The sequence below is a fragment of the Psychrobacter glacincola genome (assembly GCF_904846215.1).
GTDB lineage: Bacteria > Pseudomonadota > Gammaproteobacteria > Pseudomonadales > Moraxellaceae > Psychrobacter > Psychrobacter glacincola.
Genome location: NZ_CAJGZK010000003.1, coordinates 118142 through 132333, shown reverse-complemented (window position 1 = coordinate 132333; position 14192 = coordinate 118142). Strand labels below are relative to the sequence as shown.

Sequence of the window (14192 nt, the reverse complement as noted above, 5' to 3'; positions counted from 1 at the left end):
TAGCGTTTACAACTACCGCTCTTTGACCAAGCGCTCTAATAATTCAATGGTGCGTTCTTGTCTGACCAAAGCTACCCCTTGTCCTACCCATAAAGACTGATGTTCTGCATCAGAATTTTTGGTCGCATGGACACGCATAAATTTGGTCATGGCATTTAATTGTGGGTAGGGCGGTAGCTCATGAGCGCTCTCAAATTTTGCAAAGTCACGCAGATAATCATTTAATAAAGCGCGAGCCTGTTTCCCTGAGAATAATCTGGTTAAGCGCGTCTCAGAACTGCGTTTATTTTCACCAGCATCGAGTAGTGCTTGTTTATAGATATCATTGATAGCGCACTTATCGGTGGTCAAAAATGCCGTCCCTATTTGCGCAAGCTCGGCACCGGCTGTTTGAATCGCCCTGATGGCTTGCCCATTCATAATGCCACCCGCTGCGATTAACGGAATATCGGTGCAAGCGCGCGTTTGACTTATCAGTGTCAATAATCCCAATGGATCGTTTGCGCTTTGAGGCAGCCAACCACCACGATGTCCGCCAGCTTCAACCCCTTGTACGCACACCGCATTAGCGCCAATATCCGCCCATGCTTTCGCTTCCAACGGATGGTTTGCAGTACCGATGACCCGTGTGCCTAGACTCTGTAAACGTTGCACTTGCTCGGCGCTGATAATACCAAAAGTGAAACTGGCGACAGGCACCGGATTGTCATAGAGCACTTGTAGCTGCTCTGCAAAGCTTAGCGCGGGACATTTAGGTAGAGCAACTTCGATGCTTTTTTCTTGGTAATAATGGCTTAGCCAAGTCGGCATCGCGGTATCAAGGGTAGTAGACTCATGCTCTGATAACACCATCAGGTTGATCATAAAAGGCTGATCGGTGAGCGATTTAATGGTATTAATTTCACTACTTAAAACGTCTGGCGCCGTCATGCCAGCCCCCAATGAACCCAGTCCGCCAAAATTACTGACAGCCGCTGCCAGCTCAGGTGTGGTCGCTCCTGCCATCGGTGCTTGAACGATAGGATGGGTTATGCCAAGTTTATCTAATAACGTCATGGTTTTTACTTCCTATTTTCTATGTTTGGTTTTCCATAATTTACTGTAGCAGCGCTTGCAAAGTTGGGCAATCGCTATTATATAGTCAAAATACTCTAAAAACGCTACGGTACTGCTGGGGCAAATTTTTTGTAGCCTCTGTCTGTATGAGCACAGCAAGCAAGAAAAATTGATACCAGCAGTACACAATGTATGGATATTACTTTTCACTGACTATAGCTTAATCTCACAAATCAGCGCATACCCTAGTGGTCTTGATACGAAATAGTGACTTATACAGGAATACTTGGCAGGAGACGTCATAATTAAGCCTGACGAGTACAAAGTACGGCTATGGTAAATCGTTTTTTAATAAACTGGTCTGTGCTAAGATTGCTTTTAGCCTACTTTTTCTAGTTATTAATAGGGATATTTTAATGACATTACTGCGCATAAGTTTAGCTGCTCTATGGACTCTTTCTGTCGTTGGATGTACGACGCCCAATGCCTTTACAGTTGCCACGACCCAAAAGCTCGTACAGTATGAACGGAATAAATCAGACCTTGAGACCAAAGCATTTACGCTGGCGTCCGGTGAGCAGATGACTTACTTAGAAGGCGGCAACTTAGCTGGCGAGCCTTTATTATTAATCCACGGTTTTGGCGGTAATAAAGACAACTTTACCCGTATCGCGGATAAGTTAGAAGACTATCATCTGATTATCCCAGATTTACTAGGTTTTGGTAACTCTAGCAAACCATCAGAGGCAGACTACCGCGCAGATGCACAAGCAAAGCGCTTGCATGAATTACTACAAGCCAAAGGTATGGCATCAGCCATTCATGTTGGGGGCAATTCGATGGGCGGTGCTATCAGTGTCGCCTATGCAGCGATGTATCCTAACAGTGTCAAAAGCTTATGGCTATTGGACAGTGGGGGATTCTGGCCAGCGGACATGCAACGAGAGTTTAAAGCGTCGGACCTTGATAATAGTCCGCTGTTGATTGATAGCACTGAAGAGTATTTTGCGATGTATAAAACGGTCATGTACAAGCCGCCTTATGTCCCCAAAACCGTGCAAGCGGTCTTTGCACAGCAAAGTATCGCCAATCGCGCTTTGAATACTAAGATACTCAAACAGATCGTCGCAGATAATGTAGAGACGCGCGCCAAAGTCGTTGCCAAATATAATATTCCGACGCTGATCGTTTGGGGAGAAGAGGACAAGATCATAAAACCTGAGACTGCCAAAGTGATGAGTAAGTTGATGCCGCAAGCACAAGTCATTATGATGTCGGAAGTCGGTCATGTACCGATGGTAGAAGCGGTAAAAGAATCGGCAGATGACTATAAAGCCTTCCGTGCTGGGTTGAAGGCAAAGTAGTTTTTGTTATTCGAAAATGTTAGCTCGTAAAATAGCGACTCTCAAAACCTGTGCTATCAGAATATTAAATGCTAAAAAAAGAAACATCAGGCTATCTGGTGTTTCTTTTTTATTAAGCAGCTCTAAACCCTCAACCCAACCGGTGGCCATGGACGATCGGCATCACTGGCAATCCATTCTGCCACATAGCCAGTCGGTGGTAACTCCCAGTCTTCTTTGCCTAAGCTTTTTAGCACACGCGTCGTATCTATCACTTTACCGCCTTCCGTGACGCCTGTTCGTAATAGCATAGATGAGCACGGCTGGCCCTTAACCCACATAGAATGCTCAAGATATATCCAGCGCTTATCTATACCGACGATATGCGTCTTAATCGTGACTTTGTCCAAAAAGCGAATACGCCTACGGTATTGAATAGTGCTACCAGCAACTACCATACCCCACCGTTTTTTGAGTAACAAACGCCCAAGCCCTGTACGAATAATAAAATCAGTACGTCCTATATCATATACGGTCAATACGCGACCATTATTCATCTCTAACATCGGGTCAAGATCTGTTAGGCTACAACGAACTATCACCTCACTGGTCTGTACAAGATCTAAAGATTGACCTTTTTTATTAGCGATAACAGCATGAACAATAGATCTGGTATAGCGTAAATATGGATACATAGAGTAATCTCAAAGGTTCAAAAAATAGGGCTATGATTTACTTAAGTATTACTTACTTCGATATGATGGTTTATTAGACGGCACGCCAATATGGTTAAAATAGGCGCTGACGGTTTCGGGTATCCAGTTGATATCGAATTTTGATTTTTTATCTGAAGGTGTGGCACTACCCTTGTCTGAGCGATAGCGCAAATAGCCGATATGACCACCGTGTGCTGTATCTAAAATAGTGACACTGTCTGAGACGTCATTGGGCGTGGCAGTAAAGCCAATAAAGGGATCGTCTTTGGCGCTAATGAGCAATAGCGGGCGTGTGACGTTCCTTAAATATGGCAAGGCAGAAGATGAATGATAATAATCGTTTTTGGAGCGATAACCATGACGCGGTGCGGTAAAGATATCATCAAAATCACTGATACGATTGGCAGCTTTGATAGAATTAATCTCATCTTGGCTCAGATCATTGGCCAATGCCTTTTTAATAATAGGATTTAGCAAATACGGCGTATAGATACGATGACTCAAAAAGCTATGCATGGTAATAGCAGCCGATGACATATCAACTGGCGCAGATATCACCGCTGCGCCGTCGCACAGCGCCTCATTACCATACTCACCCATATATTTTGCAAGTGCATTGCCGCCAAGCGACACGCCAACCCCATAAATATGTGCGTAATTCTCATGCAAGTTCTCTAACATATGATGCACCTCGCCCGTGTCACCAGCGTTATAAAACACTTTGCCATTCGCGGGAATACCACCGCAACTGCGAAAGTGAGCGACGACAAAATGCCAGCCTTGCGCATGCATTTGATACGCTAACGCACGCGCATAATGACTGTCGCTGCTGCCTTCCATCCCATGAAACAGCACAATTAACGGTATTTGTTCAAGCTCATTATTTTCTGTATGTGATACAGGATAGGCATCATAAAAATCATAAGCGATATCTGTTTCACCAAGTGAATCTTGTTTAATCACGCGTCGATAATTTGGCGTTTTTGGCGCAAAAAACTTCGGCAAAATACTTTGCAAGTGCGGATTGGTCAGCCAAAACGGTGGTTTAAAAGGCGCTGGTGAGAATGGTTTGGTCGGCTTTGAAGTTGACATAAAGGTGTCTTATTTAATGGCAGTTGAAAATCGTTGATAATAATCAGTGCTTTATCATACCGATGGTGGTTATCAAAACCAATAACTTTCAGTGAACGCTCAGTGAACGAATGGTTACTCAAAATATTCATGAGTCACGGCGACTCTAATACGCGCCCGGCCACCGCAAGGCTTTCTTTTAGATTGTTGATATCTGCCTCGGCGAGCGTTACAGTTAATAGCACCTGTTTACTATAGGCGACATTATCAATACTGCCGTTTAAGCTATCGACCACATAACGGCACTGTGCTTCGGTCGCAAACTCTGCCAATATCTTTACTTGCGCCATCGCTACATAAGGGCTCAATATCATCTGGTCAACTGCCGCTTGTGCTGAGCCTGCATAAGCACGGGTTAGACCGCCAGCACCGAGTTTGATACCACCAAAATAACGGACGACTATAATAATGACATTGCCAATAGCTTTATGTTGCAGTACATTCAATATTGGTCGTCCTGCGGTACCCTTTGGCTCGCCATCATCGTCAAAGCCTGCACTGGTAGTATTATCGGGGTCGCCAATAATATAAGCCCAACAGTGATGGCGTGCATCGGCATACTGCTCACGTAGCTGTTCCACGTGAAACATCGCTTCTTCACGTGAGTTGACTGGATAAGCGTAAGCTATAAACTCAGATTTTTTAATTTCTAAGCGCGCAGTGACGGCACGTTTTAGTGTTTGATAGCTCATATTTCATCAGGTCTAGGTTGGATATGGTAAACTTGTCTCACTTTCACTGTTGTCCGTATTTGGCGCAGTGTAAATTTCATTTTTTATTATAGTACCACTTCTACCCATTGAAGATAGCCAACAACAAACGTGCACGTGCATGCGTCGTTGGTCTTTGATTGAGAGTGAGTATCCCAAAACGAATGGTAGGCAATATATGCGTCTAGATAAATTTCTAAGTAAAGCCACTGAACTATCACGTAAAGAATCCAAAAGAATTCTGCACGCTGGTGAAGTCACTGTAAACGAGCAGGTTATCAAAGATCCTGGTGTACATGTCGATATCGTCAATGACGATGTACAGTGGGCAGGTGAGCCATTGTCGGTCGCGACTGGCAATCGTTATATCTTGCTTCATAAACCTGAAGGCTTTGAATGTACCCTAAAGGCCAAAGAATACCCAATCGTCACTGATCTTATTGCGGTGCCAGAGCTTGGCAGTTTACGTATTGCTGGACGTCTTGATGTCGATACGACTGGCGCATTGCTCATCAGTGATGATGGTGGCTGGCTACATCGCGTGACTAGCCCGAAGCACGAGCACGCCAAAGTCTATGAGCTGACGCTAGCGGATGCTATGGGTAGTGACGCTCAAGCCAATGCTATCAAAGAAGTCGCTGAAGGGATTTTGTTAGAAGGTGAACATGAAGAAACCAAGCCTGCAACCCTTGAGTTCATCGATGACACCCATGCGCGCTTGACATTGGAGCAAGGTAAATATCATCAAGTAAAGCGTATGATGGGCTATTTCGGTAATAGAGTGGTTGAGCTACATCGCGCCAGTATTGGACATATTACTTTAGACGGGTTAGAAAAAGGCGACAGTCGCTTCTTAACGCCTGAAGAAGTAGCAAAATTCTAGGTTTATAGCCTATTTAATTCTAAAATAATTCTTTAGAAATATCAGACTCTAACATCAGCAGTACGCTTAACAGTGTGCTGCTTTTTAAGGTCTGCTATTTCTGTCAGTTATCATTAGCGGCTGCCTGTGTTGCCTATCTCTTAAAGCTCAGTAGCAGTTTTGCAAAATTAAGTCTTTAAGACTTTGAAAAAAATATCCTTGTGCTACAGTCAGCCTCTCTTTTTTAATCTATATTTTTACATAATGTTATTTACTGCTTTTTTATTAAACTGCTCTTTTATTAAACTGCTCTTTTATTAAACTGCTCTTTTATTAAACTGCTCTTTTATTAAATAGGCATGAGTGAATAACGATCATTATTAAAAACCAGATAGGACGGTCTCTGTGAAACTCCCTGTATTAAAATCAGTAAGTTTGATTGGTGTTATGTTGGTAGCCACCACTGCTTGCGCGCAGCCGAGCACTACTGACATGACCAATAAAGCCGTCAGCCAAAAGGTTAACCAAAGCGTCCAAACTAGCCAGAATACTCAAGCTATTGGCACAGTCAGTAAGTCTGTTGATAGCCGTTTGCGCCAATTGCTGACTCAAGCGGGTATCAAAACGCAGATAATCTCGATTGTACCCTCTAAATTACCCAATATGTATCAAGTCAATTTGGCGGAGCAGTTGCCATTACATATCACTAAAGATGGCAAATATGTCATTCAAGGTGAGCTGCAAAAGAATCCAATCAAGCGGGTAGTGACCAAGACGCCAGCGCGTAGCACCAGTGCGCAAATAGGAGAGCCTGTCAGTACCAGTATCAAATCTGACCTATTGGCAAATATGGGCGCACTTAAAAATATGAGTGTCAAAACGCCTTTCTTTTATACTGCTGTACCGGGCGTGATTTGGGGTGCGACATTAGAAGGCGTGCCGTTCTTATTATCAGATGATGCACAGTACATCACTGATGGTGAAATATCAGTCATCGAAAATGGTCAATTTACTGGGCTTGATGGCGCCTTTGAAAAGCTTAAAAACCAATCTGTCCTGACCACCTTGGATACCAAGCAGCTGATTAGCTATCCTGCAACCAGTGCTGAAAAAGCGGTGATTTATGTCGCAACCGATGTCAATTGCCCGTATTGCCGTAGGCTACATAAACAGATGCCGATGCTCAATGCCAAAGGCGTGACGATAAAAACGATCGGTTATCCGATTTATGAAGAATCGCCTGAGCAAATGCGCGGTATCTGGTGCCAAGGTAACGAGGACAGTCGTCGTAAAGCGCTTGATCAGGCGATGTTACATGGCAAGATGACACCTGCGCCCGCAAGTTGCAAAACTGATGATGTGGTAGGCAACCGTGAAAAAGCGGCAGGGCTTGCCGTTATGGCGACTCCTGCTATTTATCGTGAAGATGGCGTCCTGTTTCAAGCAAGCTTTGAGAGTCCTGAGTTTTTAGAATTCTTGGGCGTAAAGTAGGTCGTTGATACCTTTATAGTCAGTGAAGAGTCATATCGACACATTACGTACTGCTGGTATCAATTTTTCTTGCTTGCTGTGCCCATGCAGACAGAGGCTTAAAAAATTTGTACCCGCAGTACCGTAGCGTTTTTAGAGTATTTTACATAATAAGATATTTATATGATGATGGATATCATGATAAACAATGACTAAAAAACCGCCCTATGAGCGATATTCATAGGGCGGTTTTTGCTGCGTTTAATAGGTGATGGTAAGCCTATTGTGGCAAAATAATATCGACGATTTTCCAATTAATCAAACCCTCGCGCTGCATCTCTATAGTCAAAGGATAGCCTTTTACTTGCCCACTGATGGTGAAGCAGTTGATGCCGCAATAACTTAATTTAGGCTTGTCACTATCTGTCCCTTGCACCGCTTGCTTTTCTAGCTCGTCGGCCTGCCTTTCCATGATTTGCTGCATTTGGTTTTTGACCACGGCATTGACATCACCGCGATGAATAATGAGATTCTGGATGAGATTTTTTAAATCTACTTGATTGCTGGCGATTGCCCACGCTGCTGCCAGCTCTTTGGTGGCAGTATTGGCTTGACCTTGGGTATTGATGACTTTTTCAATATTTTGTGGCGTGATAGCACCGGCGACTGCTTGCATGATAAAGCTGTTTGCGGCCTCTTTTAACGGCTCACCGCCAAGCTCAGCCACCAATGGATACTTTGTCATGGTCACAGAAAATTGCTCAGTGAGCTGGTTTTGTATACTTGGGCGTACTTGCTCATAGTCGATAGCAGCCGAGATCGTTGCGCCATCTTTGGCATCATAAGCCTTTTTAAGCTGATAGGCGCTGTAATAAGGCGAGCCGGCATAGATAGTAACGGCAATGACAATCAATAGAACAATCAGCTTTTTCATAAAATCGATACCTTGATGCAAGCATAATGGCGATGAGGGTAAATAGGGGTCTAAATATAGTTGATCCACTTTTAAAAGAGTACAGAACTACTGAGGTTAATTATTCGCAGCCTCTGTCTGCGTAGGCACAGCAAGCAAGGAAAATTAACCCCAGTAGTGATTGATAACATTTGTACTTCTTTTATTTAGGACTGACTATAATAATATCTAAGTAGGGTTAGCTCAAAATAAAAGAGCGTCAACTTAAGTAGCCCTTATGTTTTAAACGGACTCGACGATAACTATCAATATGGCGATAAATACTAGCATGGTTGAGCATTATTCAGGTATAAAAACCTTTATTTATTCTTTAACAAAATCTTTTTAACCATTGCTAAAGAGTCTAATTAATACTTTGTCGCTTCGCCAACTTGATAAATGGTGCTGCCATCTCCATAAATAGCGCAAACTTTTAATAATTGATTTGACTAAGCAGCACCCCACTGTATTCGCTGGTAAGATTTATACGATTAACATTGATGTTCTTTATATTGCGATATGTTTCATATGAAACCTTCAGCGATAATGAGCATCATCAAATGATAAATCGACCAAGCGGTGGACTGTGAAGACGATAGGAGAGCCCATGAGTAAGCGCGATTTTTATGAAATACTAGGTGTCAGTAAGACCGCTGATAACAAAGAGATCAAGCGAGCCTACCGCAAGCTTGCCATGAAATACCATCCAGACCGTAACTCTGACGACCCTGATGCTGAAGACAAATTTAAAGAAGCATCGATGGCTTATGAAGTATTGAGTAGCGAAGAAAAGCGCTCAGCGTATGACCGTATGGGTCATGCTGCTTTTGAAAATGGCATGGGCGGTGGTGGTTTCGGCGGCGGCGGTGGCGGGGGGAATTTCCAAGACATCTTCGGCGATATCTTTGGTAACTTTGGTGATATCTTTGGTCAATCGCGTGGCGGCGGCAGTGGACGTTCGCGTCGCGGCTCAGACTTGCGTTATGTGACTGAGCTGACCTTAGAGGAAGCGGTACGCGGCTGCAAAAAAGAAATCAGCTTTACAGCTCCTGCGCCTTGTGATACTTGTGATGGTAAAGGCGCAAAAAATGCTTCTGATATCGTGACTTGCCAAACCTGTCATGGTCAAGGTCAAGTCCGTATGCAGCAAGGATTCTTCGCTGTTCAACAGGCCTGCCCACATTGTGGCGGTACTGGTAAACAAATCAAAAACCCTTGTTCTGACTGTCATGGTAATGGCGTCAAAGACAAGTCACGTACGCTAGAAGTCTCTATCCCAGCAGGCGTTGATGATGGCGATCGCGTCCGTTTGGCAGGCGAAGGCGAAGCGGGCGGCGCAGGCGTACAAAACGGCGATTTATACGTCGAAGTACGTGTCAAACCGCACAATGTCTTTACGCGTCAAGGTGCTGATTTGTATATGGATGTGCCGGTTAGCATTACGGATGCAGCACTCGGTAAAGAAGTGGAAATCCCAACCTTAGATGGTAAAGTAAAAATCAAGGTCGCAGAAGGGACACAAAGTGGTAAATTGCTGCGCGTACGTGGTAGAGGCGTGACGCCAGTACGCACGACGATGAAAGGTGATTTGATTTGCCGCGTGGTCATCGAGACGCCAGTGAATCTGACCCGTGAGCAAAAAGATCTATTGCGTCAATTCCAAGATACATTGGATGGTGATAGTAAGCATCAGCAGTCACCACATAAAAAGTCTTTTTTTAAAAAGATTGGCGATTTGTTCGACTAACAGGATCATTTACTTAGATGAATAGCTGATAAAACCCCGATAGTTTCACGTGAAACTATCGGGGTTTTTATTGGTGCTATAAAAAACCATTCATAGGCTGATATTTGCTAAACTTAGCCTAATAAATTTAAAAACCAGCGTATCAAAAACAAAGCATTCAGGACAATTATATGAGTCAGCAAGAGAACAAAAAAGTAATTAAGGTCGGTGTCATCGGTGCCGGCGGACGTATGGGACGTATGCTTATCGAAGCGACACAAGACAATCCGAAAACGACGCTGAGTGCAGCGATTGAGCGCCAAGGCTCAAGTTTGGTCGGAGCAGATGCGGGAGAAGTTGCGGCTATCGGGCGTTTAGAGATACAGATTGTCGATGACCTAAAAGCAGTTATCAGCGATATTGATGTATTGATCGATTTTAGCTTGCCTGCTGCCACTGAACAAAATATGCAAGTCTGTGCTGAGCACAACGTCGCTATGGTTATTGGCACGACAGGCTTTAATGAGCAGCAAGAGCAGGTATTGGCAACAGCAAGTGAGCAAATTGCTATCGTCTACGCAGGCAATTATTCAACAGGCGTTAATCTGTCATTAAAGCTATTAGGTCTGGCTGCCAAAGCGTTTGGGAAGGATGCCGATGTCGAAATCATCGAAGCGCATCATAAGCATAAAATCGATGCGCCATCGGGCACTGCTTATATGATGGCAGAGGCTGTGGCAGAAGCACGTGGGCAGAACCTAAAAGACGTCGCTGTCTATGGCCGTGAAGGACAAACTGGCGAGCGCGAAGCAGGTACGATTGGTATTCATGCGATACGCGGCGGTGAAATTATTGGTGATCATACCGTGATGTTTATTGCGGATGGCGAAGTCGTTGAGATTACCCATCGTGCCCGTGCGCGAATGACTTTTGCTGCTGGTGCGGTGCGCGCCGCTACTTGGATCGTTCAACAGCCCATTGGTCAATACAATATGCAGGATGTCTTAGGTTTGAATGACTAAATTTGAATAACGATGGTTTAAAGAATTGGCTTTTTAATGACTGATTGATGACTACTAGGAGTTATACATGAATAAGTTTAGCTATAACCTCATAGCAATAGTCAGCTGTGCTATTACTACTCATAAAAGGGTTGGCTACGCCCGTCAAACAGTCTTTGCATTAAGTCTGACTATCCTGCCATTAGCAGTGCAAGCTGCCAATAATCAAAGCAGTTATCAAAGCAATAATCCAAGCAGTTATGAGACTTACGTCATCGATACTTATGGCGGCGATGCGTTATTACCTGCCGTACATCAGCAGCTAAATAGTAGCCGCGACGGCGGTACAGTCACGATATATCAAGATAAGCTAGTACTTCGTACCACTGCTGCCAATTATCGGATGGTACAACAGCTATTGACACAGATTGACCGTCAGCCGCAAGCGCTAACGGTCTCTGTACGCGTAGGCAATAATAACAGTAGCCAAGGTAATATACAGCAAGGTCAGGTCATTATCAGTAATCGCAGTATTCAAGGCGTAGGCGTTATCAACCAGAGTAATGGCCAACAGCAAACCAATAACTTATATCAAGTCCAAACTTTATCTGGTAGCGCCGCGAGTATTAGTACAGGCACGTTATGGTCACTAACCCAAAGCTATAATGCTAACCTTTATCCACGTTATCGAGCTTATGGCAATCAAATAGGCAATCATCCATTAGGGCAGATTATTATTCAACAACAGGTATTATTGCCAACGACCCAAGGTATCGCGGTAATGCCAAGGCTGCTTGCTAATGGACAAGTTGAAGTAAAGTTATCACAGGTTGAAGAGCAGTTGGTGCGCGCCAATCCTTCTTATAATCGCTATGGTTATAATAGTAGCGTGCAAGGGCAAAGATTAAACAGCACCATTATTGTGCCACGTGGACAGTGGGTGACGATCGGACAAATCTCTCAAAACACCCAAAATCAAAGTGCAAGCTATGGTGGCAAGCAAAATAATAGCCGTAGCAATGATATTCCAATATCGATACTGGTGCAGTAAGCTATAGTTAAAACAACTTAATATCAGCAGTACGTGATGTATCGATATTACTTTTCTCTGACTATAGCGAAATAAACATAAAAAAGCGCGGCACTGTTATTCACAATGCCGCGCTTTTTTATATCAACCATCATTTATCAAAAACTAGTCAGCATAGACCACTTCTAAAGGTGGAAAACCATTAAACTCAATAGAGGAATAAGAGTTGGTATAAGCACCCGTGGTCAACCAAAATATCTTGTCACCAATCTCAAGCTCTTCTGGTAGCTGATAGCCTGCTTCTTCATACATGATGTCAGTTGAATCACAAGTAGGACCTGCTAATACCACCGTACCTGCACTGGTCGAGGTTTCCATTTTAGGCGTATAAACAGGGTATTTGATGGCTTCACCCAAAGTTTCGATTAAACCTTGGAATAAGCCTACGTCGGTATAGACCCAGCGCGTCAAATCAGTATGCGATTTACGAGAAATCAATACCACGTCACTGACCAGAACGCCTGAATCACCCACCAACGAGCGACCGGGCTCTAAAATAATCTCAGGCATGTCTTCCGCACTATAGTCGTCGCTTAAGTAGCTTTTAATCTCTTCAGCGTAGACTTTAATAGGATTGACTTCGCTCATATAATTTGCCGGAAAGCCGCCACCCAAATTAATCATTCGTAGCTTAATGCCTTCTTCGTTCTTCATCCAGTCAAACATGTATTTAACTTTGGCTAAGGCATCATCCCAAGCAGCAACGTCTTTTTGCTGACTGCCCACATGGAATGAGATGCCATAAGGTACTAAGCCCAATTCCTGCGCTTGAATCAAGAGCTCAATCGCCATATTGGGGTGACAACCAAACTTGCGTGACAACGGCCACTCAGCAGTCTCTGATCCTTGTACCAAGATACGTACGAATATTTTTGAGCCAGGTGCATGTTTTGCGATGTTTTTTAAATCCGCTTCTGAGTCGGTCGCATACAAATCGATCCCTTTTTCAAAGGCGTATTTGACATGCTCAGGTTTTTTGATGGTATTGCCATAAGAGATACGTGAGGCATCGACGCCGCAGTCAAGCACGCGATCAAGCTCATAAATCGACGCACAGTCAAAGTTTGAACCAAGCTCAGCGAGCAGATTGATGACTTCGACAGCAGGACTTGCTTTCATCGCATAATGGATTTTAGCAGTAGGAAAAAGACCAACCATTTCATGATATTTTATTTTAATACGATTAAGATCAACCACCAAAAATGGTGTTTCACGACCTTCAGCCGCTTTGGTAAATTTCTGCCAGCCAGCAGGGTCAAAATATTGGTCGATTTTGATCATGGTAAAAACCTTTAATAAAGACGGGTGTTTGATAGAGGCAATAAATAAAGACCATCATAAAAACAATAATAGAAATAAGGTAGGTTAAAAAAGTAAAGCTAACTTCTTTAAAAATGAAATATCACGGCCTTATCACTGCGCTATGTGCTGTATCTACAACAGGCAGCAGTTAAAACGTAGCACAAGCGACGACAAAACGCTCTAACGAGAAGCGTATGCAATCAGCTCATCAAAGAAATATATTAAGAATTTGCGGGCTGTGGCTCTTTTTCCGCTACTTGCTCGCCTTGTTTTTCACGTATTTTAAGGACTTTACGCACCTTATCACGCGCACGCGTCTGTTTCAAACGCGACAAATAATCAACGAAAATAACCCCACTTAGATGATCCATTTCGTGTTGAATACATACTGCCAGTAAGCCTTCAACTTCTTCATCGATAGCATTACCATCTTGATCTAGTGCTTCAATACGCACCTTATTTGGGCGCTCAACCTTGTCATAGACATCCGGCACCGACAGACAGCCTTCTTCATACGACTGCTTTTCTTCAACCAATGGCGTTACTTTTGGATTGATAAATACTCTTGGGCTGTCTTTATCTTCTGATAAATCGATAACGATAAGCTGAATATGGCGATCAACTTGGCTCGCAGCCAGACCGATACCTTGCGCCTCATACATGGTCTCAATCATATCGGTGATTAGGGTTTTGATTTCAGCAGTAACTTCCTTGACAGGCGTCGCAATCGTACGCAGGCGCGGGTCTGGATAGCTTAAAATAGGGAGTAACGCCATAAGGCTCACCTCAATGATAAAGATAAAAAATAGGTTTGATATTATAAGTTAAATGGG

General features: G+C 43.6%; 13 protein-coding genes. 6 read left to right on the top strand and 7 right to left on the bottom strand.

Translation table 11 applies throughout. From position 1 onward, the window contains the following. Positions 1-12: 12 nt before the first annotated feature. Positions 13-1056, bottom strand: coding sequence for an NAD(P)H-dependent flavin oxidoreductase (locus JMW90_RS02895; RefSeq protein ID WP_201561597.1), 1044 nt, complete (start codon positions 1054-1056; stop codon positions 13-15). A 416-nt stretch (positions 1057-1472) separates the two neighbouring features. Here JMW90_RS02895 and JMW90_RS02890 point away from each other — a divergent pair, with 416 nt between their 5' ends. Continuing rightward, positions 1473-2420 (top strand): alpha/beta fold hydrolase, encoded by a 948-nt coding sequence (locus tag JMW90_RS02890; protein ID WP_201561596.1) that lies wholly within the window; start codon positions 1473-1475, stop codon positions 2418-2420. A gap of 122 nt (positions 2421-2542) precedes the next feature. Here the strand turns inward: JMW90_RS02890 and JMW90_RS02885 are convergent, their stop codons facing one another. From JMW90_RS02885 to JMW90_RS02875, 3 genes are all read right to left on the bottom strand, one after another. Continuing rightward, positions 2543-3094 carry an acyl-CoA thioesterase gene (locus JMW90_RS02885; protein WP_201561595.1) on the bottom strand — a complete coding sequence of 184 codons (552 nt, stop codon included), beginning with the start codon at positions 3092-3094 and terminating at the stop codon, positions 2543-2545. 48 nt (positions 3095-3142) lie between these two features. Further along, complete coding sequence (locus JMW90_RS02880; RefSeq protein ID WP_201561594.1) at positions 3143-4207, bottom strand: YheT family hydrolase; 1065 nt, start codon at positions 4205-4207, stop codon at positions 3143-3145. Positions 4208-4341: 134 nt separating this feature from the next. Further along, positions 4342-4938 (bottom strand): YigZ family protein, encoded by a 597-nt coding sequence (locus JMW90_RS02875; RefSeq protein ID WP_201561593.1) that lies wholly within the window; start codon positions 4936-4938, stop codon positions 4342-4344. 196 nt (positions 4939-5134) lie between these two features. On the opposite strand from JMW90_RS02875, the gene JMW90_RS02870 reads away from it, so the two are divergent. Further along, complete coding sequence (locus JMW90_RS02870) at positions 5135-5839, top strand: pseudouridine synthase (RefSeq protein ID WP_201561677.1); 705 nt, start codon at positions 5135-5137, stop codon at positions 5837-5839. 384 nt (positions 5840-6223) lie between these two features. Then, positions 6224-7309, top strand: coding sequence for a thioredoxin fold domain-containing protein (locus tag JMW90_RS02865; RefSeq protein ID WP_201561592.1), 1086 nt, complete (start codon positions 6224-6226; stop codon positions 7307-7309). A gap of 259 nt (positions 7310-7568) precedes the next feature. Here the strand turns inward: JMW90_RS02865 and JMW90_RS02860 are convergent, their stop codons facing one another. After that, entirely contained in the window at positions 7569-8222 is a 654-nt protein-coding gene (locus tag JMW90_RS02860) for a DUF2939 domain-containing protein (protein ID WP_201561591.1), read from the bottom strand. A gap of 625 nt (positions 8223-8847) precedes the next feature. Between JMW90_RS02860 and dnaJ the strand changes: the two genes are divergently transcribed. From dnaJ to JMW90_RS02845, 3 genes are all read left to right on the top strand, one after another. After that, entirely contained in the window at positions 8848-9987 is a 1140-nt protein-coding gene (gene dnaJ / locus JMW90_RS02855; RefSeq protein ID WP_201561590.1) for a molecular chaperone DnaJ, read from the top strand. 170 nt (positions 9988-10157) lie between these two features. Then, positions 10158-10988, top strand: coding sequence for a 4-hydroxy-tetrahydrodipicolinate reductase (dapB, locus tag JMW90_RS02850; protein ID WP_201561589.1), 831 nt, complete (start codon positions 10158-10160; stop codon positions 10986-10988). Between the two features lie 67 nt (positions 10989-11055). Next, on the top strand, positions 11056-12018 hold the full coding sequence (locus tag JMW90_RS02845) for a hypothetical protein (RefSeq protein WP_201561587.1): 963 nt from the start codon (positions 11056-11058) through the stop codon (positions 12016-12018). Between the two features lie 144 nt (positions 12019-12162). Here the strand turns inward: JMW90_RS02845 and JMW90_RS02840 are convergent, their stop codons facing one another. Beyond that, complete coding sequence (locus tag JMW90_RS02840) at positions 12163-13338, bottom strand: type III PLP-dependent enzyme (RefSeq protein ID WP_201561585.1); 1176 nt, start codon at positions 13336-13338, stop codon at positions 12163-12165. A 242-nt stretch (positions 13339-13580) separates the two neighbouring features. After that, positions 13581-14135, bottom strand: coding sequence for a peptide deformylase (def, locus tag JMW90_RS02835; RefSeq protein ID WP_201561584.1), 555 nt, complete (start codon positions 14133-14135; stop codon positions 13581-13583). Between the last annotated feature and the right edge of the window lie 57 nt (positions 14136-14192).